We start from the raw sequence: 24,958 nt of genomic DNA on the forward strand, positions 1-24,958 counted from the left end.
TAACCGCTGCCGCTGAGAAGGAGCGACGCCGGGGAGCGAGGTGTGGTTCCGGTGACTACTCCGGCGGGGCCGAGGGGAGGTGCGGCAGCCTTCCGGCGGCCACCACGCCCTCCAGGTACCCGCGCGCCCGCTCGGTCCGCGGATACGCCTCCAACAGCCCCCAGAAGCGCTGGCCGTGGCCGGGCACCAGCAGATGGGCGAGTTCGTGGACCAGGACGTAGTCCACCACGTACTCCGGCATGCCCTGCAGGCGGTGTGAGAGGCGGATGCTGCCCTCGGACGGGGTGCACGACCCCCAGCGGGTGTTCTGGTTGGTGACCCAGCGAACCGTGGCGGGGCGGGCCCGCCCGCCCAGGTACTGGTCGGACAGCCACTCGGCGCGGGCCGCGAGCTCCGCGTCGCCGAGCATCCGCTTGCTCTCCTGCGCGGCCAGCTTGTCGAGCATGACCCTCACCCAGCGCTGCTCCTCCGCCTCGGACATGCGGGCGGGGATCAGGACGACGGTGCGGTCCCCCTCTCGGTAGGCCGAGACCGTTCTGCGCCGCCGTGTGCTCCGGCGGACCTCGACCGCGCCCGGACCCCGGCTCTGCGGGCCCTGGGCGCTGCGTGAGGTGCTGGCGGCGCTGTGCGATGGGGTCTCACCGGCGAGGTGGGGGAAACGGTCGGCAGACACCCCTTGACGTTACCCGCTGGCAGCCGGGGAAGTCCCGCCGCGCACCGGGTTACGGGCCGAACCACTCCACCCGGTGGTCACCGCTTGTACGACTATCACTCGCGGCTGTGGATAACTTTCGGCGGCCGCGCGGCGGGTCCGCGCATGCTGGGAGCAGTTCGGGGGCGGGGTCGGCCGTGAGGGCCGGCTCATGACCGAGGAGGGGGATCCGATGACGGGGGCGACCATGCATCCGATGCTCAAGCCCGCGCTGCGGCGCGGCTGGCGGAGCCGGGACACCGTGCAGTTCGGGGTGGCCCGGGCCCATGCGGTGGTGCTGGGGCCGGTGGACACGGCGACGGGCAGCTTCCTGGAGCTGCTGGACGGGACGCGCGGGCTGCCGCTGCTCCGGCAGGAGGCCAGGGCCTTGGGATTGCCGGAGGGACGGGCCGACGCGCTGGTGGAGCGGCTGGCGGCGGCCGGTCTGCTCGACGACCCGGTGGAGGGCGGCGAGCGGGCAGCCGCGGCCTGGCGCCACGGCGCGGCGCTCGACCGGCTGCGGCCCGACCTGGCGGCGCTGTCGGTGCTGTGTCCCGAGCCGGGAGCCGCGGCGCGGCTGCTGGCGGCGCGGGGCGCGATGCGCGTGCAGGTGAGGGGCGCGGGCCGGGTCGGGGCGGCCGTGGCGGCGCTGCTGTCGGCCTCGGGGGTCGGGCAGGTCGATGTGGTGGACGGCGGCTGTGTCGAGCCGTGGGACGTGACGCCCGGTGGGCTGCCGGCCGAGCGGATCGGGGAGCGGCGGGACGCGGCCGCGCGCGGCGTGGTGCGCCAGTCGGCGCCGGGTCCGCGGCCGCGCCGCCCGGCGGGGCCGGCGCCGGGACCGGCGCCCTCCGGCGAGCCGGGGCTGACCCTCGTGGTGATCGCCCCGCGCGACGGGCTCGCGGCCTACGCTCCGGATCCGGCGGGGGCCGAGCCGCTGCTGGCGTCGGGGACGCCTCATCTGTATGCGGGAGTCCTGGAGGCGACGGGGGTTGTGGGGCCGCTCGTGCTGCCGGGGATCACGCCGTGCGCCGGGTGTGCCGCCGTGGGGCGCGGCGAGCGGGAGCCGACCTGGCCGAGGATGCTCGCGCAGTGGCGGTCCGGCCGCCGCGGGCCCACATGGGCCTGCGACACCGCTTTGGCCACAGTGGTCGCCGGCGTCACTGCCGTGCATGCGCTGGGGTTCCTGGACGGGCGACTGCCGGCCAGCGCCGGAGCCCGGCTGGAGGCGGCGCTGCCCACTCTCACCTGGGACAGGCGGCGGATCGAGCCGCATGCGGAGTGCGCCTGTGGCGCGGCCGGACGGACTGATGCGGTATATGCCTCGGATGTCGAAGCGCCGCACGCGACAATGTCCGGGTGACCGACGTCCGCCAAGTGGGCGACGGGGGTCCGGGGGGCCACCCCCGGGAAGGCTCAGCTGTAGTTGGAGGGCGCATGTCCGATCTGCCGCGCAAGGCGATCACCCGTACCGCCAAACTGGCGACGCTGCCCTTGGGATTCGCCGGGCGCGCCACCTGGGGGCTCGGAAAGCGGATAGGGGGCCGGCCGGCAGAGATCGTCGCGCGCGAGCTGCAACAGCGCACGGCCGAGCAGATGTTCAAGGTGCTCGGGGAGCTCAAGGGCGGCGCGATGAAGCTCGGCCAGGCGATGTCGGTCTTCGAGTCGGCGCTGCCGGAAGAGATCGCCAAGCCTTACCGGGCGGCGCTGACCAAGCTCCAGGAAGCGGCGCCGCCCATGCCGACCCGCACGGTGCACACGGCGCTGGAGCAGCGGCTGGGGGCCGAGTGGCGCGAGCTGTTCACCGAGTTCGACGACAAGCCCGCGGCGGCCGCCTCGATCGGACAGGTGCACCGGGCGGTGTGGCACGACGGGCGGGCGGTCGCGGTCAAGGTCCAGTACCCGGGCGCGGGCGAGGCACTGCTCTCCGACCTGAATCAATTGAGTCGGTTTGCCCGAGTATTGGGGCCGCTGGTGCCGGGCCTGGACATCAAGCCACTCATCGCCGAGCTGCGCGACCGGGTGTCGGAGGAGCTGGACTACGAACTGGAGGCCGAGGCCCAGCGCATCCACGCGGAGGAGTACGCCGACGATCCGGATGTGGTGGTCCCGCAGGTGGTGCACCAGAGCGATCAGGTGCTGATCACGGAATGGCTGGAGGGGACACCGCTCTCCGAGGTGATAGCCGACGGCGCGCCCGAGGAGCGGGACCGGGCCGGACAGCTGCTCGCGCGCTTCCTGTTCTCGGGCGCCGCCCGCACCGGGCTGCTCCACGCCGACCCCCACCCGGGCAACTTCCGGCTGCTGACCGGTGACGCCCCGGAGGGACCGCCGGAGAAGTGGAAGCTGGGGGTCTTGGACTTCGGTTCGGTGGACCGGCTCCCGGGCGGGCTCCCCGAGCCCATCGGCATCGCACTGCGGATGGCGCTGGACGGCGACGCCCAGGCGGTCTACGAGCTGATACGCGGCGAGGGGTTCGTCAAGCCGACCATCGAGCTCGACCCGGACGCGCTGCTGGACTTCCTGCTGCCGATGCTGGAGCCGGCCCAGGTGGACGAGTTCACCTTCGACCGGCAGTGGCTGCGCCGCCAGGCGGCGCGGGTGGCGGATCGTCGCTCACCGGTCTACGAGCTGGGCAACCAGCTCAATCTGCCCCCGGCCTATCTGCTGATCCACCGGGTCTGCCTGAGCACGATAGGGGTGCTGTGCCAGCTGGGCGCGGAAGTGCGGCTGCGGAACGAGCTCGAGGACTGGGTACCCGGCTTCGCCGAGCGATACGACGAAGTGGCAGAAGCAGCAGAAGCACCGGAAGCAGCTGCGGAAACGGAAGAAGCCGAGGGGGCCGAAGAGGCGGAAGAGACGGCGTCGGAGGCTGCGGAAGCCATCGAAGAGGCCCCCGAGGAGGCGGCCGAGGAAACGGCGCAGAAGGCGGCCGAGGCATCTGCCTGACGTGCCCGCCCGCTTCGGCGGGCCCCTTCGGCTGCCCTTCAAGGGTGAGCGGGCAGCCGAAGGGCCGGTCCGATCGGACCGGCCCCCGGCGTCCCCCTGTTGTTGCGGCTGTCCCCCGTTAGCGCGGCTGTCCCCCCGTTATCGCAGCCGCCTCCCCCTGTTGCCGCTTACTGCATCACCGCCATGGCCAGAGCGCGGCGGGCGCGGAGCGAGGCCCGCTCCGCACGGCGCTGCATGCGCCGGGCGGCTGCCAGCCGGACGGCGCTGCGTTGAGACTCGGCCTCTTGCAGTCGTTCATGCATATGCGCACGGGCCAGGGCTTCTGGGATGAGTTGCATTTCACGGGTCCTGTTCTGGCGCGACTCGGTCGCACCTGAGGTGTCGCGGGCTGGGGTGTCTGAGACGGACGGGGTCATCGTCGGGACCTGTTTCATCGGGTCATGCGTCGCTGGGCGATCGATCGTTCCGGTGATGTTCATGCCATGACCGGGTTCTTGCGCGGACGACCACGCGGCCGCTTCCGGGCGACGACGACGCCCTGGATGAAGAGCTCGCCACCCCACACGCCCCAGGGCTCACGGCGGTCCTTGGCCCCGGCGAGGCAGGCCTCCCGCAGCGGACAGGTCTGGCAGAGCGACTTGGCGTACTCGACGTCGGCCGGAGACTCGGCGAAGAAGACCTCCGGGTCGTAGGAGCGGCACGGGACGGCGACACCGAGGTTCTCGATCGCCTCATCGAGGTCGGTGAGGGCGGTGAGCGGGGTCAAGGGGTCCTCCGAGAGGTCAGGCGGGGGGATCAGGTCGGTTGCTACGGACGGGGCGTGTGCCTTGAGTTGCACGGTCGTCAGTTCCTCGTCTTCTCGGTCCGGCTGGTGGCCGGGCGCTGGCAAATCAAAAGGGCCGCGGATCCCGGTGTGGGTTCCGCGGCCCTGGAAGGTGCCGACCTGATTCTGGATCAGGCTGGATATCTCCAGGGTCCGAGCCCGCGGAGGGCCCACTTCTCGTGGTGCTGCTGCGTCGTCCGGGATCCGGCACCATTGGCCGCAAACGCATAGGCAATCGCCCGCGCGGTTGCCGCTACCGCAGGTGCCTGGATCGGTCGCTCGCTGAGACGCGCTTCACCGGCGCCGGCGGACACACCGGTGCCAGGCAGCTCGGAGCCGAGCAGGCAGGTGGCGAGGACCGAACGATCGGTCATTTTGATGGTGTTCATGAAGCTGATCATTGGGCTCGCCTCCTCTCGGCGTCTCAGGGACCGTCTCGAAACCGGTCCGGCTCGTTCAGTACAACACGGATTCCTCGGATCCCGGAAGGGCCGTTGTCTCCGTGCTCGGAAGGCTATGGGTATGCGCTCCGCGCGCGCAAACTATTTTTCCGTCGAGTTTCGCGCGGGATCTTCGGAACCGCTTCCACCGGTCCCGTCGACACCCTCCGCCCGGGTGAGTTCCCGCCCGGAGCAGAGCGCGAGGACGTCGGCGCCGAACTTGTCGAGCTTCCGCCTCCCCACTCCAGGGATGCCCGACAGCTCCCCTTCGGTTCCCGGCACGGCCTCGGCGATCGCCAGCAGCGTCTTGTCGGTGAAGACGCAGTAGGCGGGCTGGCCCAGCTGCCCGGCCTGCTCGGCCCGCCAGTCCCGCAGCCGCTCGTACAGCGCCTCGTCCAACTCCGAGGGGCAGTCCTCACAGCGCCTCAGCTTCATCTCACCCGCATCCGTCAGCGTCCTGCCGCACACCCGGCAGTGGACCGGGCCGCGCCGCTTGCGGACCTGTCCACTTGTGCCGCCGCCGCGCTCGATGCCGCCGCCCCCGCCCGGCGTGCGGGGGGCGGGGGCCGCTGAGCCGGGACGCAGCCCGTTCAGAAAACGGCTGGGGCGGCGGTTCGCACGGCCTCCGGGAGAGCGCGAGAGGGCCCAGGAGAGGGTCAGATGGCGGCGGGCACGGGTGACCCCCACATAGAGCAGCCGACGCTCCTCCTCCACCTGCGGGTCGGTCTTGGCATAAGTGATGGGCACCATGCCCTCGGTGAGCCCGACCAGGAAGACCGCGTCCCACTCCAGGCCCTTGGCGGCGTGCAGTGAGGCGAGCGTCACACCTTCGACGGTCGGGGCGTGCTGCGCCGCCGCCCGCTCGTCGAGCTCCGCCACCAGGTCGGCCAGGGTGACCTGCCGCCCCGCCGCCAGGTGGCTCGCGCAGAACTGCTCGGCGAGTCGCACCAGCGCCGCCAGGGACTCCCAGCGGTCTCTCACCGCGCCCGACCCGGCCGGGGGCTCCGGCGTCCAGCCGCGGGTGGAGAGCACGGCCCGCACCTGGGAGGGGACATCCGCGTCCGTCAGCGCGGGGTCGGCGTTTCCCGCGCGGGCGGCGCCGCGCAGCAGCAGCCCGGCCTCGCGCACCTCAGGGCGCTCGAAGAACCGCTCGGCGCCGCGCAGCTGGTAGGGCACCTGGGCGTCGGCCAGCGCCTGCTCGTAGACCTCCGACTGCGCGTTGACCCGGTAGAGGATCGCGACCTCGCTCGCCGGCACCCCGCCGCCGCCCTGCTCCACGGGGGTGATCAGCTCGCGGATCCGGCGAGCCACCCCCTCGGCCTCGGCCGGCTCGTCCGCGTATGCCGTATAGAGCGGGTCGGGTCCCGGCTCGCGCTGCGAGACCAGCTCCAGACGGTGGTCGGCCGCCCGGCCCCGGGCCTGGGCCAGCACCCCGTTGGCCAAGTGGACGACCTGGGGGGTGGAGCGGTAGTCGCGGACCAGCTTGACGACCGTCGCACCCGGGTGCCGGGTGCGGAAGTTCAACAGGTGGTCGGGGGTGGCGCCGGTGAAGGAGTAAATGGTCTGGCTGGCGTCGCCGACCACACACAGGCTCTCCCGGTCGCCGAGCCACAGCTCGAGGAGCCGCTGCTGCAGCGGGCTGACGTCCTGGTACTCATCGACCACGAAGTGCTGGTACTGGCGGCGCACCTGGTCGGCGATGTCATGCCGCTCCTCGAGCACCCCGACCGTCAGCAGCAGCACATCCTCGAAGTCGATCACGCCGCGGTCGCGCTTGAGCTGCTCGTACACGGCGTAGATCCGGGCGATCTCGGCGGCGTCACGCGGGGCCTCCCGGCCGGACTTGGCGGCCGCGGCCGGATAGTCCTCGGGCACGGTCTGGGTGACCTTCGACCACTCGATCTCACCCGTCACATCCCGCAACTCATTGCGGTCCAGCCGGATCCGGCAGCGCGCCGCGGCCTCCGCGACCAGCTGTACCTTGCGCTCGACCAGGCGCGGCACCTCGCCGCCCACCGCCTTGGGCCAGAAGTAGTGCAGCTGACGCAGCGCGGCCGAGTGGAAGGTACGCGCCTGCACCCCGCCCGCGCCCAGCTGCCGCAGCCGCCCGCGCATCTCCCCCGCCGCGCGGTTGGTGAAGGTGACGGCGAGCACACTCGCGGGCTGGAAGACGCCCGCGCGCACCCCATAGGCGATCCGGTGGGTGATGGCACGGGTCTTGCCCGTCCCGGCCCCGGCCAGCACGCACACCGGGCCGTGCAGGGCCGAGGCCACCTCGCGCTGCTCCGGGTCGAGCCCTTCGAGCACCGCGTCGGCGTCGCGCGGAACCGCCGCGTACTCGGCCGGCGTGGAGACCCGCGGGAAGAGAGGGGAGGGCGTTGCTGCTGTCACCCCGCCATGCTGCCAGGTCCGCTGAGACCGCCGGGACGGTTGTCCACAGCCGCGCCCGTCCGGTCATCTCATCCGCTTGTCGGGCGGGGTGTGCCCCGTCGCACGGCGGCGAGGGAATGCCGCGGGTTGGGCGGACGTTTCACCACTGCCATCGCACCGAGCCTCACGGAGAGGCCGAGCCTCAAGGAGAGTAAGACCGATGTCCGGCACTGTGACGATGTACAGCACCACCTGGTGCGGCTACTGCCGCCGGCTGAAGGGCCAGATGGACCGCGAGGGAATCGCGTACACGGAGGTCGACATCGAGCAGGACCCGGAGTCGGCGGCCTTCGTCGAGAAGGCGAACGGCGGCAATCAGACCGTGCCCACTGTCCAGGTGGTTCCCTCCAACGGTGGCGCTGAGGTCGTGATGACGAACCCGAGCCTTGCCCAGGTGAAGCAGGCGCTCGGCGCCTGACTCCCGCTACGCGCAATCCCCGACCGGCCTGACGCTGATCGGGGGTTTGGTGTGCCCTGGGGCCGCGTCGACTGAACAAGACCCGCCGCCTACATCGGGCGACGGCACGGACTACGTGGTGCAGGGCTACGTGATCACCGACCCTGAGCGGCCGGCACAGCTGGTCCAGGGGGAGAGCGCGGACCTCCATGACGTGAAGCCGCTCGATTCCCGGCTCATACCGAGGCCGGGCTCAGGCCCGGGGCAGCGGCTCCCCGTACCAGAGCTCGATCAGGCGGGCCGCGATCGAGATCCCCGAGGGAGGAAGCACCTCCCCGGACTTGAACGCGGCCCGCAGCTCGTCCCGCGAGAACCAGCGCGCCTCGTGGATCTCCTCCCCGTCCACCTGGATCCGGGAGGAGGTCGCGCGCGCCATGAAGCCCAGCATCAGGCTGGAGGGGAACGGCCACGGCTGGCTGGCCACATACTCGACCTCGCCGATCGTGACGCCCGCCTCCTCCGCCACCTCGCGGACCACGGCCTGCTCGATCGACTCGCCCGGCTCGACGAAGCCCGCGAGCGTCGAGAAGCGCCCCTCGGGCCAGTGCATCTGGCGGCCCAGCAGCGCCCGGTCCTGATCGTCGGTCACCAGCATGATCACGGCCGGGTCGGTCCGCGGGTAGTGCTCGGCCCCGCAGGCCGGGCAGCGGCGGATGTGGCCCGCCGCCGCGATCACCGTGCGCTCGCCGCAGCGCGAGCAGAAGCGGTGCAGCCGCTGCCAGTTCTCCAGCGCCACCGCGTGCGCCAGCAGCCCGGCGTCCCGCGCCGACAGCAGCGCGCCCGCCTCCCGCAGCCCCGCGGGTCGCGCCGACTGGTCCATCCGCCCGGGCAGCGCGTCCTTCTGCAGCGCGAAGTAGCGCACCCCGTCCTGATCGGTGCCCAGGAAGTAGCGGTGATTCTCGGTGGGCGGGGCCTCGAAGGACGGGGTCATGACGAGTTCGGTGCACCCGTCCGGCGCGTCGTCGACCAGCGCCTGGCCGCCGGAGACCACGAAGACCCGCGTCGTCGGGTGGCTCCACGCCGCGGCCAGCCACGCCTCGTCCAGGCGGTGGTGCGCGGCACGGTCGATGCCGCTCGCGCCGCTGAGCGTGATCGGTTCGGCGGCGGTGCGATCGGTCCAGGTGGTCACGGCTGCTTCCAACTCCCCCTGAGAAATGGGTGCTTTACGTACATACGCGCTATACGGTCCGGTTTTCCGCGTTTTCTGTGAGCTCGCCCCACAGGTACGCGGCCGTCTCGGCGCCCTTCAGGAGCAGGTCGAGCTCGACCTTCTCGTTCGGCGCGTGCCAGCCGTCGGAGGGCACCGAGATGCCCAGGAACAGCACCGGCGCGCCGAGCACGTCCCGCAGATCGGCGGCCGGGCCCGAGCCGCCCGACCGGGTGAAACGGATCTTCATGCCGAAGGCCCGCCCCATGGCCCGCGCCAGCGACTGGAGCGCAGGGTGGTCCAGGGGGGTCAGACAGGGGCGGGTCGCGTTCGCGAAGGTGATCTCATGGCGGACACCGGCCGGGATCCGGGCCGCGACCCACTCCCGCACCGCCAGTTCGACCTTGTCCGCGTCCTGGCCCGCCACCAGCCGGAAGGACAGCTTCAGCTGGGCGCAGGACGGCACGATCGTCTTGCCGCCCGGCCCCTGGTAGCCCCCGCCGATCCCGTTGACCTCCGCGGTCGGGCGGGCCCAGATCCGTTCCAGGGTGGTGTGGCCCGCCTCGCCGAGCGTGGCGTACGAGTGCGCGGAGCGCAGCCAGGCGCCCTCGTCGAAAGGCAGCTCGGCGAACAGTTCGCGCTCGCGGTCGGTCAGCTCCACGACCCCGTCATAGAAGCCGGGGATCGCCACGCGGCGGTCGGCGTCGTGCAGGGCGGCAGCCAGCCGGGCGGCCTCGGTGGCCGGGTTGGGGACCGCGCCGCCGAACGCGCCGGAGTGGATGTCCTGGTCCGGCCCGTGGAGATCGATCTGGCATTCCACGAGCCCGCGCATGCCGGTGCAGACGGTCGGGGTGTCCTCGGACCACATCCCGGTGTCGGAGACGATCACGGTGTCACAGGCGAGCCGGCCGGCATGGGCCCGGATCAGCTCGGCGAAGTGCGGCGAACCGGACTCCTCCTCGCCCTCGACGATCAGCTTGAGGTTGACCGCGGGGGCGGTACGGCCGGTCGCCGCGAGGTGGGCCCGTACGCCCAGGGTGTGGAAGAAGACCTGCCCCTTGTCGTCGGCCGCACCGCGCGCGTAGAGCCTGCCGTCCTTGACCGTCGGCTCGAAGGGCTCGGTGTGCCAGCCGTCCTCGCGGGCGGCGGGCTGGACGTCGTGGTGGCCGTAGACCAGCACGGTCGGGGCGCCCGGGTCGCCGGACGGCCACTCGGCGAAGACGGCCGGCGCCCCCGCCGTCGGCCATATCTCGACCACCGGAAAGCCCGTGGCGGTCAGGCTCGCCGCCAGCCACTCCGCGCTGCGCCGGACGTCGTCGGCCCGGGCGGGGTCGGCCGACACGGACGGGATCCGCAGCCACTCGGCGAGGTCGTCGAGGAACGCGGCGCGGTGACCGTCCACGTAGGCGCGGACGGCGATGTCCGCGTCCGGGGTATTACTCATGCACTTGAGCCTATCCGGCCCGGAACGGTGCCAGGGCCGGGGTCCGCGCGCGGCCGCTGCCCCTATGTGTTCTCCGTCACGTGGTGGTCGTGGCGTTCGTCGTGGCGTTCGTCGTGAGGTTCGTGCGGCTGGGTCGGCTCGTGCGCCTCCTGCGGCTCGCCGAGCAGGATGCGCTCCAGCTCCGGCCGGCCCGGCAGGGCGGCCGGGCGGACGATCTCGCCGCTGCGCACGTAGAGGAACGCCGCGGAGACCGCCGACAGGGGCAGGTCCTGCTGCTCCGCCCAGGCGAGGCGGTAGACCGCCAGCTGGAGCGGGTCGGCGTCCTGCGACCGGCCGGTCTTCCAGTCGACGATCTCGTATCGCACGCCCGGCCCGGTCCCCACGGCCCGCGGCGCGCGGTACACCGCGTCGATCCGGCCCCGGATCGTCCGGCCCGCCAGCGCCAGCTGGAACGGCGCCTCGACGCGGTAGGGGGTGCGATGCGCGTACGGGGTGCGCGCGAACGCCTCCTTGAGCTCGGCCAGGTCCCGCTCGTCCGCGATCTCCGGCTCGTCGTCCTCGCCGCCCGGCAGCTCGTCCGGGCCGAGGAACGGGAGCGGCAGCGCCTCGAAGCGCGACTCCACCCAGGCGTGGAAGCGGGTGCCGCGGCGCGCGGCGGGGCGCGGCGGGCGCGGCATGGGGCGGGCCAGCTCCCGCGCGAAGCCGTCGGGGTCGGCGGCGAGGCGCAGCAGCTGCGAGGCGCTGAGCGTGTACGGCATCGGCACGTCCCGCACGCCGGCCCGGGCCCGCCGCAGCTCGCCCGCGAGCGCGTCCAGGTCCCGGTCCCAGGAGGCGACCATCCGCGCCTCCTCGGGCGGCAGGCCGCCGCCTGGCGATGAGGTCGCCCCCTCCTGCGGTGAGCCCTCCGGGGCGGGGTGGGGGCCGGTTCCGGCGGGCCAGCCTGCCCAGAGGTCGTCGTCCGGGCGGCCTGCTCCCCCGCCCAGCCCCTCCCCGGCAGCGTCGCTGTGCGGCTCCGCCGCGCGGGGGCCCGGATCCGGGCCCGGAGGCGCGGGTTCGGGGGCATCGAACGGGTCGTTGGCGTGCGGATCCGCGGCGTCCGGGTCCTCGGCGTCCGGGTCCTCGGCGTCCGGGTCCTCGGGGTACGTCTCCTCCGCGTACGGGTCGACGTACGGATCGGCGTACGAGTCGGCGTATGCCTCGTCGGGCGGCTCGGGCCAGGCCGGGTCGTCCCCGGCCTCGACCCCGGCCCCGGGCGCCCCGTCCGCCGCCGGATGGCCCTCGTCGTGCGCCGCGGGCCCGCCGCGCGGGCCCGCGGCGTCGGGCTCGGCAGGCATGGCGGGCGCGGGCGCCTCGCTGGGCGGCGCCGCGAGGCGGTCCAGGTGGGCGAGGACCACGTCCGCGGCGTGGCGGCGGCGGGCCAGAGCTTCCGGGTCGAGGGGCAGCGGCCAGGCGCGGTCGGCGGCCGCGGCCTTGAGGGCCGGGTTGGCCTCGTCCTCGTCCGGGGGCGGGGCCCAGGCCTCGACCTCGCCGTGGCCCGCCTCACAGTGCTCGCGCAGGGCCTCCAGAAAGGCCGACGGGCCGCGCGGCCTCTTCTGTGTGGGCCCCCACCAGTGGCCGGAGCCGAGCAGCAGGGAGCGGGGGCGGGTGAAGGTCACATAGCCGAGCCGCAGTTCCTCGGTCCTCTGATGCGCCTTCATGGACTCCTTGAAGGCGGTCAGCCCCTTGGCGTTCCAGTTGGCGACCTCCGGGAGCGTTTCCGCGTCGCCGCGCAGCGCGTGCGGCAGGACCCGCGCGTTGGCCGTCCAGGACTCGCGGGCCTGGTCGCTCGGGAACTGCTTGGCGACCAGCCCGGGCACCGCCACCACGTCCCACTCCAGCCCCTTGGACTTGTGCGCGGTGAGCACCTTGACCGTGTTCTCCCCGCCGGGGAGGGAGTTGTCGAGCCCCTTTTCGTACTGCGCGGCCGTGCGCAGGAAGCCGAGGAACGCCAGCAGTGTGGCCTCGCCGTCCAGGGCCGCGAAGCCCGCGGCGACGTCGAGGAAGTTGCCGAGCGTCTCCCGGCGGCGGGCGGCCAGGGCCTGGGGCGAGGCGGACAGCTCGATCTCCAGGCCGGTGGTGGCCAGCACCCGGTGGAGCACGTCCATGAGCGGGTCGGCCAGTGAGCGGCGCAGCTCGCGCAGTTCGGCGGCGAGGCGTGCGAAGCGGACCCGGGCCTCGGCCGAGAACGGCAGCCCCTCGTCGGTGCCGTCGGGGGTGAGGAAGGTGTCCAGGGCGTCGGCGAGCGAGACGACCTCGGCGGGGTCGACGCCCTCGACGGCTTCGGCGAGGCGGCGGTCGGGGCTCCCGTCTCCGTCCTGCCCGTCCGGCCCGCCCTCGTACCGGACGAGGGCGCGGGCGCGGCGGCCGAGCAGCGCCAGGTCGCGGGGGCCGATCCGCCAGCGCGGGCCGGTCAGCAGGCGCACCAGGGCGGCGTTGGCGCCCGGGTCCTGCAGCACCTCGCAGACGGCCACCAGGTCGGCGACCTCCGGGAGGTGCAGCAGCCCGGAGAGGCCGACGACCTCCACCGGGACCTCCCGCTCCACCAGGGCGCCCTGGATCCGGGCGAAGTCACCGGCCGTACGGCACAGCACCGCGATCTCTCCGGGCGCGGTGCCCGTGCGCACCAGGTGGGCAATGGAGTCGGCGAGCCAGGCCAGCTCCTCGGCGTGGGTGGGCAGCAGCGCGCAGCGCACCACGCCGTCCCGCTCGGCGCCCGGGGCGGGACGCAGCGCCTCGACGCCCTCGTGCATGGCGCGCAGGGGTGCGGCGAGCCCGTTGGCGAGGTCCAGGAGGCGGCCGCCGCTGCGACGGTTCTCGCTGAGCGCGAAGCGGCGCGCCGGGCTGCCGTCGGCGTGCGGGAAGTGCTCGGGGAAGTCGTCGAGGTTGGCCACGGATGCGCCGCGCCAGCCGTAGATGGCCTGGCAGGGGTCGCCGACGGCGGTGACGGCATGGCCCGTGCCGCCGCCGAAGAGGCCGGAGAGCAGCAGGCGCTGGGCGACCGAGGTGTCCTGGTACTCGTCCAGGAGGACCACCGCGAACTGCTCGCGCAGAATCCGGCCGACCTCCGGGTGGGTGCGGGCCACGGCGGCCGAGAGCGCGATCTGATCGCCGAAGTCGAGCAGGTCGCGGCCGCGCTTGTCCGCGCGGTACGACTCGACGAGGCCGAGGAGTTCGAGGCGGGCGCGGGCGGTCTCGGGCACCTTGCGCAGCTCGGCGTTGGTCAGCTTCACCCCGTCGAGGGTGTGCAGCAGCTCGCTGTCGTACGCGCGCAGCCGCTCGGCGGGGACCAGGTGCTCGGCCAGCTCGGCGTCGAGCGCGAGCAGATCCGTGACCAGGTCGGCGAAGGGGCGGGTGAGTGCCGGGAAGGGCCCGGGGGCGGTGCGCAGCACGCGCGCGGCGAGCTGGAAGCGGGTGGCGTCGGCGAGCAGCCGGGCGCCCGGTTCGAGGCCGATGCGCAGGCCGTGCTCCTTGAGCAGCTGCCCGGCGAAGGCGTGGTACGTGGAGATGTGCGGCTCGCCCGCGGCGGTCTCCGGGGCCTCCGGCGGCCCTGGCACCGGACCCGCCACCGGCACCGGGTCGGGGTCCGTCACCCCCGCCTTGACCAGCGCCTTCCGTACCCGCTCGGACAACTCCCCGGCCGCCTTGTTGGTGAAGGTGAGGCCGAGCACCTGCTCGGGGGCGACCTGGCCGGTGCCCACCAGCCACACCACACGCGCCGCCATCACCGTGGTCTTGCCCGAGCCCGCTCCGGCCACGATCACCTGCGGGGCGGGCGGCGCGGTGACGCACTCGATCTGCTCCGGGGTGAACGGGATGCCGAGGAGCTCCTTGAGCTGCTCGGGGTCGGTGATGCGGGCGGACATTCCAGTGAGGCTATCGGGGCCCGCTGACACCGGCGTCAACACCGAGGTCAGCGCCGGTCCCTGCCGGGCCCGCCGGCCGGCGCCGATGTCGCGAACGCCACATCGCTCACTCCGCGCTCACTCCACGCTCACTCCACGACGTGCCGCCCCTCCGCCCGCGCGCTGCACGCCGCGCGGAACGAGCAGCGGTTGCAGTGCTCGCCCGCGCTCGGGGAGAAGCGCTCGTCGAGGACGCGTCCGGCCGCCGTGGCCAGCAGCTCGCCCACCCACTCTCCCTGGAGCGGCCGTAGCGGCTCCTGCGCCTGGACCTTGGGGACGGCGTCCCCGCCGTCCTTGCCGGCGGCGCCCTGGCGCAGTTGTACGAGCTCCGCGCCGCCCGGCTCGGGACGGCCGTCCGCGAAGAGGCCGTCCACCGCGCCCTCGCGCACCGCGAGCTGGTACACGGCCAGCTGGGGGTGGTGGGCGACGGCGTCCCGCGTCACCGCCTGCTTGCCGGTCTTGAAGTCGACGACATAGGCGCGGCCTTCCCCGTCCGCTTCCACCCGGTCCATGCTGCCGCGGATCCGCACCAGGTAGGCGTCCGCCTCCAAGGTGACGTCGAAAGCGTGCTCGGTGGCCACCGGGGAGCGGCCGCCACGCTCCATCACATGCCAGCGCAGGAACCGTTCGAGCGCCGCCCGCGCGTGCTCCTTCTCCTGCCGCGACTTCCAGGGCGCGTCGAAGGCCAGCGCGTCCCATACGGAGTCCAGCCGCTCCAGGAGGACCGCGAGGTCGGCCGGGGTGCGGCCGGAGGCCACCTCGTCGGCCAGGACGTGGACGACGTTGCCGAAGCCCTGGGCGGCGGTCGACGGCGTGTCGGCCTTCACCTCCCGCCCCAGGAACCACTGCAGCGAACAGGTGTTGACGAGCTGGTCGAGCGCGCTTCCGGAGAGCGCCACCGGGCGGTCGCGGTCGCGCAGCGGGACCGCGCTGTGCGTCGGCTCGTACAGGCCCCACCAGCGGAAGGGGTGAGCCGACGGGACGAGCGGCTGGCCGTCGTCGTCGCGCAGCGCCGCGAGCCGCGCCAGGCGGCGCGCGGCGGCGTCCCTCAGGGCGTCGGAGGCCGCCGGGTCGACGGTGGTGGCGCGCAACTCGGCGACCAGCGCCGCGACCGACAGCGGGCGGCGCGGGCGCTGGGTGACGTCCACCGGCTCGACGCCCAACTCGGCCAGGAAGCGGGAGGGCTGGTCCCCGTCGTCCGCCGCGGCCTTGACGGCCGTGACCACCAGCCGCTCCTCGGCCCGCGTGGCCGCGACGTAGAACAGCCGCCGCTCCTCGGCCAGCAGCGCCCCCGGGGACAGCGGTTCGGCCAGCCCGTCCCGGCCGATCCGGTCCGCCTCCAGCAGCGAGCCACGGCGCCGCAGATCGGGCCACAGCCCCTCCTGCACCCCCGCCACCACGACGAGCCGCCACTCCAGCCCCTTGGAGCGGTGCGCGGTCATCAGCCGTACGGCGTCGGGGCGGACCACGCGGCGCGAGAGGGTGTCGGCCGCGATGTCCTGCGCGTCGATCTCGTCGAGGAAGTTGAGCGCGCCGCGGCCGCCGACGCGCTCCTCCGCGCGCGCGGCGGTCTCGAACAGCGCGCACACCGCGTCCAGGTCGCGGTCCGCGTTGCGCCCGGCGGCCCCGCCGCGCTGGGCGGCCCGCTCCAGCCGCTGCGGCCAGGATGTGCCGTCCCACAGCTCCCACAGCGCCTGCTCCGCCGTGCCACCGCCCGCGAGCAGTTCGCGCGCCTTGCGCAGCAGCAGGCCGAGGCGCTGGGCGCCGCGCGCGTACGCCGGGTCGTGCGCGACCAGCCGCTCGGGCTCGGCGAGCGCTTCGGCGAGCAGTACGTCGGAGGGGCGCGGCACGGCCCGCCCCGCCGCCCGCTCCTCGTCCCGCAGCGCCCGGCCCAGCCGCCGCAGATCGGCGGCGTCCATGCCCCCGAGGGGCGAGGCGAGCAGGGTCAGCGCGGTCTCGACGTCGAGCACGGCGGCCTTGCCGGTGCCGCCCCCGGCCCCTGGGCGCCCCTCGGCGCCCGGCCCCTCCGCAGGCGGCACGCCCGTGTCCGCGCCGGGCCCGGACTCCCCCGCCGCCGGGGGGGTGTCCAGCCCGGAGGGCCCGCGCAGGGTGGCCGTCGCGGCGGCGCGCAGGGCGGTCAGCAAGGGGGCCACCGCGGGCTCATGGCGCAGCGGGATGTCGTCGCCGTCGACCTCCACGGGCACGCCCGCCGAGGTCAGCGCGCGGCGCACGCCGGGGAGCGAGCGGCCTCCGGCGCGCACCAGCACGGCCATCTCACGCCACGGAACGCCGTCCTCCAGATGCGCGCGGCGCAGGATGTCGGCGATGTTGTCGAGCTCGGAGCCCGCGGTCGGGTAGGTGTACGCCTCGACGCGCCCGCCCGCGCGGACGGCCGACAGCTCCCGGTGGGCGCGCACCGCGTCCGCCGGGAGGCGGGTGAGCGGCATCCGGTGGCTGATCAGTCGGGTGGCCGCGAGGAGCGCGGCGCGGGAGCGGCGGGAGGTGGTCAGGACCTCGACGGGCGCCGGTCTGCCGTCGCGCCGCGGGAAGCTGTGCGGGAAGTCGAGGATGCCGCCCACGTCGGCGCCGCGGAAGGCGTAGATCGACTGGTCGGGGTCGCCGAAGGCGACCAGCGTCCTGCCGTCGCCCGCCAGCGCGCGCAGCAGCCGCAGTTGGGCCACGTCCGTGTCCTGGTACTCGTCGACGAAGACGGCGTCGTAGCGCGCGGCCAGCTCCGCCGCCGCGCCGGGCCGCTCGGCGAGCAGCACGGCCCGGTGCACCAGCTCCGCGTAGTCCAGCACCCCCTGGGCGTCCAGCACATCCAGGTACTCCGCGAGGAAGGCCGCCGCCGCGCGCCAGTCCGGCCGGCCCTGGCGCGCCGCGAAGTCCCCCAGCGCGCGGGGGTCGAGCCCCAGCTCCCGGCTGCGCGCGAGCACCGCGCGCACCTCGTCGGCGAAGCCGCGGGTGGTCAGGCAGGCGCGCAGCTCGTCCGGCCAGCGGACCGCGGCGCGCCCCTCCCGCTCCAGCTCCGCCTGCCCGGCGAGCAGGTCACGGACGACGACGTCCTGCTCGGGACCCGACATCAAGCGCAGCGGATCGGCGAAAATGTCCATGTCCTGGTGTGCGCGGACCAGGGCATAACAGAAGGAGTGGAAGGTCGTGGCCTGCGGGCCGCGGGCGCCCCCCAGGCGGGCCGCCATCCGGTCGCGCAGCTCGACCGCCGCCTTGCGGCTGAAGGTGAGCACGAGGATCCGCTCGGGGTCCGCACCGCCCCGCACCCGCTCGGTCACCGCCTCCACGAGGGTCGTCGTCTTACCCGTGCCCGGGCCCGCGAGCACGAGCAGCGGCCCGCCCGGGTGGTCGACCACGGCACGCTGCCGTGCGTCCAGGGCAGGGGCAGCCACCGGGTCCGGCCGGGTGCGGACCAGCCGGTACGTGCCCGGGGACGGCTGCCGCGAGGACGGCTGTCGAGCCTGCCGCTGGCGCGGAAGGGACGAGGAGGAGGAGCTCACGTGGATCGCCGGTCCTGGTGGGTGTGCTGGGTGCGGCACAGCCTCTCATGTGACGCGGGGCGTCACCCGAATGGCTGTGGATACGGCCGCGGGCGCGCCGCGGCGCTTCGGCCTGGGTCCGGCCGGCCGGGGAACCGGCGGGCGCGCCGCCCGTCGTCAGTCGGCACCGGCCCCGCCGTCGCCGCCCCAGCGGGCCCGGGCCATGTCGAGCCGCGGCAGGTGGCCCTCGGCCGAGCGCGCCGCCTCGCGCAGCGGCGTGCCCTCCTCCCGGTAGTGGTCCAGCGCCCGCAGCTCATGGCCGGACAGCAGCACGCCGTCCGCGCGCACCACGCGCCACCAGGGGACGGCGCCCCCGTAGAGCGCCATGACGCGGCCCACCTGCCGCGGGCCGCCCTCGTCCAGCCATTCGGCAACATCGCCATACGTCATCACCCGGCCGGGCGGAATCAGCTCGGCGACCTCCAGCACTCGCTCCGCGTACTCGGGCAGCTCGTGCGCGGCCCCGGTCCGCTCGCCCTCGGCGCGCCCACCGCTCTGATCGGGAATCCGGCTCATCCGGTACATCCTGCCGCACCCCACCGACAGCCCCGCCGACGCTCCACAGCGCCCTCCCCCGAACCGCTCACCGAGGGTGCGGGGTTCCCTTACACGACGTACGATCCGAATTTCACGTCCCCGAAATGCACCCTGATGCCCACCTCCTCAGCCCGGGCATGCCACCATCTTCCGGGCGGTGACTGGTGATACGAGATCAAGAAGAAACGGCCGAGCAGCAGGGTGCGCAGCCTCCTGAAGGGGAGGCCCGCGCCCCCAAGGCGCTGCCCCGCGCCAAAAAGCCGGAGCCGTCCGAGCGGGAGTCGTCGCCCCGCCCCGAAAACCAGAAGCCGGCCACCCCTGAAGCCCATGAAGCCCCTGAAACCTCTGAAGCTCCTGAAGCCCCTGAAGCTCGTGAGGTCCCAGCGGCTCACGGCCAGACCTCCGAGGCCCCCGACTGCGACGACCCCCACCCGCACGTCGACCGGGTGTCCGGCGACGAGCCGCTGCTCCCCGCGCGCGTCCACCGCCCCTTCGACCTGCTGCGGCTGCTGCTCGGCACCCTGGGCATCGCCACCGTGCTGGCCATCGCGGCCTTCGCGCACGGCACCACTGCCGGCCTGGAGAAGGACATCGGCCACGGCGCCGACCAGGCGCCGACCCTGCTGATCGACTTCGCGGGCCTGGCGGCCAGCGTCGCGGTGCTCCTGCTCCCGATGGCGTTCGCCATCGAGCGGCTGATCAAACGCGACGGGCTGCGGATCGCCGACGGCGTGCTGGCCGCCGTCCTCGCCCATGGCGTGTCCCTGGCCACCGACCTGTGGGTGGCCCGTGGCGCCCCCGAGTCGATCCGGGAGGCGCTCACCCAGCCGGCGCCCGGCGGCACCTTCAGCGACCCCGTACACGGCTATCTCGCGCCCGTCATCGCCTATATGACGGCCGTCGGCATGGCCCGCCGCCCGCGCTGGCGGGTGGCCATGTGGTTCGTACTGCTGCTCGACGCCTTCGCGGTGCTGGTGGGCGGCTACACCACACCGTTCTCGATCATCATCACCGTGCTGATCGGCTGGACCGTGGCCTACGGCACGCTGTACGCCGTCGGCTCGCCGAACGTGCGGCCCACCGGCCAGCACCTGCTCGCCGGGCTGCGCCACGTCGGCTTCGCGCCGGTCACCGCGCTGCGGTACGAGGACTCCGCGGACAGCGACCACGGGGACCAGACGGGGCAGACCGGCCAGTCGGCCCAGACGACCGGCCAGACGGATCGGGGCCGCCGCTATCTGGTCACCCTCGAGGACGGCCCGCCCCTGGACGTCACCGTCGTGGACCGCGAGCAGCAGGCCCAGGGCTTCTTCTACCGCGTCTGGCAGCGGCTGACGCTGCGCACCATCACCCCGCGGCGCAGCCTCCAGTCGCTGCGCCAGGCCCTCGAACAGGAGGCGCTGCTGGCGTACGCGGCCATCGCGGCCGGCGCCAACGCGCCGAAGCTGATCGCCACCTCCGAGCTCGGCCCGGACGCCGTGATCCTGGTCTACGAACACCTTGGCGGCCGCCCGCTCAACACGCTGCCCGACGAGGCGATCACCGACGACCTGCTGGCCGGGGCCTGGCACCAGGTCCGGGCGCTCCAGTCCCGCCGCATCGCCCACCGCCGGCTGGACGGCGACGCGCTGCTGGTGGACCGCTCCGGCAAGATCGTGCTGACCGATCTGCGCGGCGGCGAGATCGCGGCCGGCGACGTGGTGCTGCGGATGGATGTCGCGCAGTTGCTCACCACGCTCGGTCTGCGGGTCGGCGCGGAGCGGTCCGTCGCCGCCGCGGTCGAGGTCATCGGCCCGGACGCGGTCGCCGACAGCCTCCCGCTGCTGCAGCCCCTCGCCCTCAACCGCAGCACCCGCGCGACGCTGCGCCATCTGGCGCGCGAGCGCGCGCAGCGGCAGCGGGAAGCCGTCCTGGAGGCCTCGCGCGCCGCGAAGGAGGCCCGGGAGGCCAAGGAAGCCAGAGAGGCCGAGGAAGCCCGGGAGGCGGAGCGGGCCGAGGCGGCCGGAGCCGCCGCCCCCGCCGAGGCGGCGGACGAGACCGCGGAGAAGGCCAGGCTCCGGCCGGCCGCGGCCGCGGCGGCGGTCGACCGCAAGACACTCAGGGCCGAGAAGCAGGCGGAGAAGCGGGCGATCGACGAGGCCCTGGAGGGGGCCCGGGAGGAGGACCTGCTCTCCCAGATCCGCCAGCAGGTGCTGCTGATCAGGCCGCAGGCGCCGATAGAGCCGGTGCGGCTGGAGCGCATCAAGCCGCGCACGCTGGTCAGCTTCTGCGCGGGCGCCTTCGCCGCGTACTTCCTGCTGTCCCAGTTCACCCACATCAAGCTGGGCACGGTGATCGGCGAGGCCAACTGGCTCTGGGTGCTGGCCGCCCTGGTCTTCTCCGCCCTCACCTACGTCGCGGCGGCGCTGAGCCTGCTCGGCTTCGTGCCGGAAAAGGTGCCGTTCGGGCGCACCGTGCTGGCGCAGGTCGCCGCGTCGTTCGTGAAGCTGGTGGCCCCCGCCGCGGTCGGCGGGGTCGCGCTCAACGCCCGCTTCCTGCAGCGCCAGGGGGTGCGGCCCGGTCTTGCGGTGGCCAGCGTCGGCGCGTCCCAGCTGTTCGGCCTCGCCAGCCACATCCTGTTGCTGCTGACCTTCGGCTACATCACCGGAACCGAGCGCACCCCGACCCTCTCGCCGTCCCGCACGGTGATCGCCGGGCTGTTGACGGCCGCCGTGCTCGCGCTCGTGGTGGCCGCGATCCCCGTGCTGCGGAAGTTTGTGTCCACCCGTCTGCGGTCCCTGTTCGCGGGCGTCGTCCCGCGCATGCTGGACGTGCTGCAGCGGCCCAAGAAGCTGGTCGCCGGCATCGGCGGGATGCTGCTGCTGACCGCGGCCAACGTGCTGTGCCTCGACTCCTCGATCCGGGCGTTCGGCGGCGACATGAGCTACGCGAGCATCGCGGTGGTCTTCCTCGCGGGCAACGCCCTGGGGTCGGCGGCGCCCACCCCGGGCGGCGTGGGAGCCGTCGAGGCGGCGCTGATCGCCGGTCTGACGCTGGCCGGACTGCCGTACGAGACGGCCGCGCCCGCGGTGCTCCTCTTCCGGCTGATGGTCTTCTGGCTGCCGGTGCTGCCGGGCTGGCTGGCCTTCACCCACCTCACCCGTAAAGAGTCCCTGTAGGGGCGGCCGGGGCCGCTCACCCGTACGCCCGCACCGCGCGCGCCGGGGCCGCGCACGCCCGAGGATGGCACCACGCCCCCACTTCCGGAGAGCCGCCGTGTCCCGACCCGTACGCGCCGGTGCGCCTGCCGCCGTCGCCCTGCTGCTGGCCGCCGCCGTGGGCTGCGGCGGGAGCGGTGGCGGGCGACCGGACACCTCGGCTCACCAGAAGCTGAAGTGGTCCGTCTGCCCCGCCCCCGACGACAGCGAGGACGGGGCGACCAAGGCCCCCGGCAAGCAGTGGGAGTGCGCGACGCTCCACGTCCCGCTGGACTACCGCAAGCCGCACGGGGAAACCATCGGCATCGCCATGATCCGCGCCAAGGCCACCGACCGGCGTCACCGCATCGGCTCACTCGTCTTCAACTTCGGCGGCCCCGGCGGCTCCGGCGTCGCAGCCCTGCCCGCCCTCGCGAGCGGCTACAAGGAGCTGCGCACCCGCTATGACCTGGTCAGCTTCGATCCGCGCGGGGTCGGCCGCAGCAGCGGGGTCAGATGCCTGGGCGACAAGCAGCTCGACGCCTTCTACGCGGCCGACTCGACCCCGGACGACTCCTCGGAGGTGAAGTCCCTCACAGGCCGCGTCAAGCGATACACCACCGCCTGCGAGAAGAACTCCGGAAAGGTGCTTCCGTATGTCGGCACCACCAACGCCGCCCGTGACATGGATCTCATGCGGGGCGTCCTCGGTGACACCAAGCTCTACTACTTCGGCGTCTCCTACGGCACTGAATTGGGCGGCGTCTACGCCCACCTGTTCCCCAAGAAGGTGGGGCGCGCGCTCTTCGACGGCGTCGTCGACCCGGCACAGGACCCCGCGCAGGGCTCCCTCGGCCAGGCGAAGGGCTTTCAGCTGGCCCTGAACGACTACATGAAGGCGTGCAACGCCGGCGGCAACGGCTACAGCTGCCCCACCCGGACGGAGATCCGCACACTGCTGAAGAAGCTCGACCGGCGCCCGGTGCCCGGCATCGGCAACCGCGAGCTGACCGAGTCCCTCGCCGACGGGGGCATCGCGCAGTCCCTGTACTCGCGGGACTTCTGGCAGTACCTCACCCAGGGCGTCGCGGACGCCCAAAAGGACGACGGCAAGATCCTCCTGGCCCTCGGCGACGCCATGAACGGCCGCAATCCGAACGGCCGCTACAGCACCCTGCAGTCCTCCCTCGCCGCCATCAGCTGCGCCGACTTCAAGCAGCGCTACACGGTCCACGACATCGAGGCGAAGCTGCCCGAGTTCCGCAAGGCGTCCCCGGTCTTCGGCGACTTCCTCGCCTGGAGCCTCACCCAGTGCACCGGCTGGCCGGTGCACGGCGCCTGGCGCACCCCGGATGTCAGCGCCCCGGGCGCCGCGCCGATCCTGGTCGTCGGCAACACCGGCGACCCGGCCACCCCGTACGCGGGCGCACGCAAGATGGTGGAGGAACTGGGCCCGGGCGTGGGCGTGGAGCTGACGTACCGGGGCGAGGGGCACGGCGCGTACGACAGCGGCAACGCCTGTGTGCGCCGTACGGTCAACGACTATCTGTTGCGGGGCGAGGTGCCGGCGAACGGCAAGGTCTGCGGCTAGCGGTCCCGATGACTGGCGGCCGAATCCGCGCCGGCCTGCACCAATGCGCCCGGAACCTGTGACCAAATCGAGAAGAGACTCGCATACTCCGGCTCATAACCGGCACATAGGATCACCGGCTATGTCGAGTTCCATAAGCACCATACGGGCCAGGGCACTGGTCTCCGCGGCCGTCGTGGTCGCACTCACCGCCGTCGCGGGTTGCAACGACGACGGCGGCTCCAAGGATGGCAAGGGCGGCAAGGACAAGGCGTCCGAGGCGCCGTCGGCCTCCGGCCTGCCCAGTTCCCTCACCGGGCAGAAGCTCAGCTGGAAATCCTGCCCGGCGCCCACCACCATGCAGGGCATCGGCAAGACCCCGGGCAGCGAATGGCAGTGCTCGACCATGCGCGTCCCGCTGGACTACGCCAAACCGGACGGCGAGACGATCGACCTCGCCCTGATCCGCGCCAAGGCCACCGAGCCGAGCAAGCGGATCGGCTCGCTCATCTTCAACTTCGGCGGCCCCGGCGGCTCCGGGGTCTCCGCCCTCCCCAGCTTCGGCGCGGACTACCAGCGGCTGCGCGCCCGCTACGACCTTGTGAGCTTCGACCCGCGCGGGGTCGGGGAGAGCGCGGGCGTGAAGTGCCAGAGCGACAAGGAACTCGACGCATCCGACTCCGTGGACGGCTCGCCGGACGACGCCGCCGAGATCGCGGCGGCGACGGCGGACCAGAAGAAGTTCGTCGCCGCGTGCGAGAAGAACTCCGCCAAGGTGCTCCCGCACGTGGACACCGTCAGCGCCGCCCGTGACATGGACCTGATGCGGGAGGTGCTCGGCGACAAGAAGCTGCACTACTTCGGCATCTCCTACGGCACCGAGCTGGGCGGCGTCTACGCCCACCTGTACCCCAAGAACGTGGGACGCGCCGTCTTCGACGCCGTCGTCGACCCGACCGAGGACCCGGAGCGGGGTAACTTCGGCCAGGCGAAGGGCTTCCAGCTCGCCCTCGACAACTACCTCAAGGACTGCGCCAAGAAGGGGCTGGCCTGCCCGCTCGGCAGCGACCCCGACGAGGCCGAAAAGACGATCATCGCGCTGCTGAAGAAGCTCGACAAGCAGCCGCTGCCCACCAAGAGCGGCCGCAAGCTCACCCAGGACCAGGCCGTGGGCGGCATCGCCGCCGCGCTGTACAGCAAGGACAGCTGGCAGTACCTGACGCTGGGGCTGACCGAGGCCATGCAGGCCAAGCGCGGCAATGTGCTGCTCCTGATGGCGGACTCCCTGGCCGGCCGCGACGAGAACGGCCACTACAACAACCAGGGGCCCGCCAACGTCGCGATCAACTGTGTGGACGACAAGCAGCGCTACACGGTCGCCGATGTGAAGGCGAAGCTGCCCGAGTACCGCAAGGCGTCCCCGGTCTTCGGCGAGTTCCTGGCCTGGGGCATGCTCTCGTGCCAGGACTGGCCCGTGGCGGGCAAGACCGACCACCCCGAGGTCAGCGCCCCGGGCTCGGCGCCGATCCTGGTCGTCGGCAACACCGGCGACCCGGCCACGCCGTACGAGGGCGCGCGGAAGATGGTCAAGGGGTTGGGCGAGGGCGTCGGGGTGGAGCTCACCTACAAGGGTGAGGGCCACGGCGCGTACAACGGCGGCAGCGAGTGCACGACGAAGGTCGTCGACGACTACCTGCTGAACGGGAAGGTGCCGGCGGACGGCAAGGTCTGCTCGTAGCGGCACTTATGCGGCGGGGCCCCGCACCGTCGAAAACGGTGCGGGGCCCTTCGGCGCTTCTACGGCC

General features: G+C 73.3%; 16 protein-coding genes. 6 read left to right on the forward strand and 10 right to left on the reverse strand.

Annotated features, from left to right (window positions below; genetic code table 11):
- Positions 1 to 55: 55 nt before the first annotated feature.
- Positions 56 to 673 (reverse strand): M48 family metallopeptidase, encoded by a 618-nt coding sequence (locus PV419_RS08405; protein ID WP_319687138.1) that lies wholly within the window; start codon positions 671 to 673, stop codon positions 56 to 58.
- 226 nt (positions 674 to 899) lie between these two features.
- On the opposite strand from PV419_RS08405, the gene PV419_RS08410 reads away from it, so the two are divergent.
- Positions 900 to 2,051, forward strand: a complete 1,152-nt coding sequence (locus PV419_RS08410) for a ThiF family adenylyltransferase (protein WP_319687561.1) — start codon at positions 900 to 902, stop codon at positions 2,049 to 2,051.
- Positions 2,052 to 2,125: 74 nt separating this feature from the next.
- Positions 2,126 to 3,637 carry an AarF/ABC1/UbiB kinase family protein gene (locus tag PV419_RS08415; protein WP_319687139.1) on the forward strand — a complete coding sequence of 504 codons (1,512 nt, stop codon included), beginning with the start codon at positions 2,126 to 2,128 and terminating at the stop codon, positions 3,635 to 3,637.
- Positions 3,638 to 3,804: 167 nt separating this feature from the next.
- Here PV419_RS08415 and PV419_RS08420 read toward each other — a convergent pair whose 3' ends face one another.
- The 4 genes from PV419_RS08420 to PV419_RS08435 all read right to left on the reverse strand — a co-directional run bounded on the left by PV419_RS08420 (position 3,805) and on the right by PV419_RS08435 (position 7,291).
- On the reverse strand, positions 3,805 to 4,116 hold the full coding sequence (locus PV419_RS08420) for a hypothetical protein (protein WP_319687140.1): 312 nt from the start codon (positions 4,114 to 4,116) through the stop codon (positions 3,805 to 3,807).
- On the reverse strand, positions 4,113 to 4,475 hold the full coding sequence (locus tag PV419_RS08425) for a WhiB family transcriptional regulator (RefSeq protein WP_319687141.1): 363 nt from the start codon (positions 4,473 to 4,475) through the stop codon (positions 4,113 to 4,115). The genes PV419_RS08420 and PV419_RS08425 overlap by 4 nt, the downstream gene beginning before the upstream one ends.
- Before the next feature lie 116 nt (positions 4,476 to 4,591).
- Positions 4,592 to 4,861, reverse strand: coding sequence for a hypothetical protein (locus PV419_RS08430; protein WP_319687142.1), 270 nt, complete (start codon positions 4,859 to 4,861; stop codon positions 4,592 to 4,594).
- 141 nt (positions 4,862 to 5,002) lie between these two features.
- Complete coding sequence (locus PV419_RS08435) at positions 5,003 to 7,291, reverse strand: ATP-dependent DNA helicase UvrD2 (RefSeq protein WP_319687143.1); 2,289 nt, start codon at positions 7,289 to 7,291, stop codon at positions 5,003 to 5,005.
- Positions 7,292 to 7,490: 199 nt separating this feature from the next.
- Here PV419_RS08435 and PV419_RS08440 point away from each other — a divergent pair, with 199 nt between their 5' ends.
- On the forward strand, positions 7,491 to 7,748 hold the full coding sequence (locus PV419_RS08440; RefSeq protein ID WP_319687144.1) for a mycoredoxin: 258 nt from the start codon (positions 7,491 to 7,493) through the stop codon (positions 7,746 to 7,748).
- A gap of 232 nt (positions 7,749 to 7,980) precedes the next feature.
- On the opposite strand, the gene nudC is transcribed toward PV419_RS08440, so the two are convergent.
- From nudC to PV419_RS08465, 5 genes are all read right to left on the reverse strand, one after another.
- Entirely contained in the window at positions 7,981 to 8,916 is a 936-nt protein-coding gene (gene nudC, locus PV419_RS08445; RefSeq protein WP_319687145.1) for an NAD(+) diphosphatase, read from the reverse strand.
- Between the two features lie 49 nt (positions 8,917 to 8,965).
- Entirely contained in the window at positions 8,966 to 10,378 is a 1,413-nt protein-coding gene (locus tag PV419_RS08450; protein WP_319687146.1) for a dipeptidase, read from the reverse strand.
- Between the two features lie 62 nt (positions 10,379 to 10,440).
- The gene (locus tag PV419_RS08455) at positions 10,441 to 14,280 is read right to left on the reverse strand and encodes an ATP-dependent DNA helicase (protein ID WP_319687147.1); all 3,840 of its coding nucleotides are present in this window, start codon (positions 14,278 to 14,280) and stop codon (positions 10,441 to 10,443) included.
- 128 nt (positions 14,281 to 14,408) lie between these two features.
- A complete protein-coding gene (locus PV419_RS08460; protein ID WP_319687148.1) occupies positions 14,409 to 17,831 on the reverse strand; it encodes an ATP-dependent DNA helicase in 3,423 nt (1,140 codons plus the stop codon).
- A 156-nt stretch (positions 17,832 to 17,987) separates the two neighbouring features.
- Positions 17,988 to 18,386, reverse strand: a complete 399-nt coding sequence (locus tag PV419_RS08465; protein ID WP_319687149.1) for an MGMT family protein — start codon at positions 18,384 to 18,386, stop codon at positions 17,988 to 17,990.
- Between the two features lie 185 nt (positions 18,387 to 18,571).
- On the opposite strand from PV419_RS08465, the gene PV419_RS08470 reads away from it, so the two are divergent.
- From PV419_RS08470 to PV419_RS08480, 3 genes are all read left to right on the forward strand, one after another.
- A complete protein-coding gene (locus tag PV419_RS08470; RefSeq protein ID WP_319687150.1) occupies positions 18,572 to 21,565 on the forward strand; it encodes a flippase-like domain-containing protein in 2,994 nt (997 codons plus the stop codon).
- A gap of 64 nt (positions 21,566 to 21,629) precedes the next feature.
- Complete coding sequence (locus tag PV419_RS08475) at positions 21,630 to 23,174, forward strand: alpha/beta hydrolase (RefSeq protein ID WP_319687151.1); 1,545 nt, start codon at positions 21,630 to 21,632, stop codon at positions 23,172 to 23,174.
- Positions 23,175 to 23,295: 121 nt separating this feature from the next.
- Positions 23,296 to 24,891 (forward strand): alpha/beta hydrolase, encoded by a 1,596-nt coding sequence (locus PV419_RS08480; RefSeq protein WP_319687152.1) that lies wholly within the window; start codon positions 23,296 to 23,298, stop codon positions 24,889 to 24,891.
- The last annotated feature ends 67 nt before the right edge of the window (positions 24,892 to 24,958 follow it).

Source organism: Streptomyces sp. ME19-01-6, assembly GCF_033793745.1.
Taxonomy (GTDB): domain Bacteria; phylum Actinomycetota; class Actinomycetes; order Streptomycetales; family Streptomycetaceae; genus Streptomyces.

What these genes read in the sequence shown, in the direction of transcription:
- PV419_RS08410 (WP_319687561.1), top strand. Translation starts at nt 900, where the DNA reads ATGCATCCGATGCTCAAGCCCGCGCTGCGGCGCGGCTGGCGGAGCCGG.
- PV419_RS08415 (WP_319687139.1), top strand. Translation starts at nt 2,126, where the DNA reads ATGTCCGATCTGCCGCGCAAGGCGATCACCCGTACCGCCAAACTGGCG.
- PV419_RS08420 (WP_319687140.1), bottom strand. Translation starts at nt 4,116, where the DNA reads ATGAACATCACCGGAACGATCGATCGCCCAGCGACGCATGACCCGATG.
- PV419_RS08430 (WP_319687142.1), bottom strand. Translation starts at nt 4,861, where the DNA reads ATGATCAGCTTCATGAACACCATCAAAATGACCGATCGTTCGGTCCTC.
- PV419_RS08440 (WP_319687144.1), top strand. Translation starts at nt 7,491, where the DNA reads ATGTCCGGCACTGTGACGATGTACAGCACCACCTGGTGCGGCTACTGC.
- PV419_RS08450 (WP_319687146.1), bottom strand. Translation starts at nt 10,378, where the DNA reads ATGAGTAATACCCCGGACGCGGACATCGCCGTCCGCGCCTACGTGGAC.
- PV419_RS08455 (WP_319687147.1), bottom strand. Translation starts at nt 14,280, where the DNA reads ATGTCCGCCCGCATCACCGACCCCGAGCAGCTCAAGGAGCTCCTCGGC.
- PV419_RS08465 (WP_319687149.1), bottom strand. Translation starts at nt 18,386, where the DNA reads ATGAGCCGGATTCCCGATCAGAGCGGTGGGCGCGCCGAGGGCGAGCGG.
- PV419_RS08475 (WP_319687151.1), top strand. Translation starts at nt 21,630, where the DNA reads ATGGCACCACGCCCCCACTTCCGGAGAGCCGCCGTGTCCCGACCCGTA.
- PV419_RS08480 (WP_319687152.1), top strand. Translation starts at nt 23,296, where the DNA reads ATGTCGAGTTCCATAAGCACCATACGGGCCAGGGCACTGGTCTCCGCG.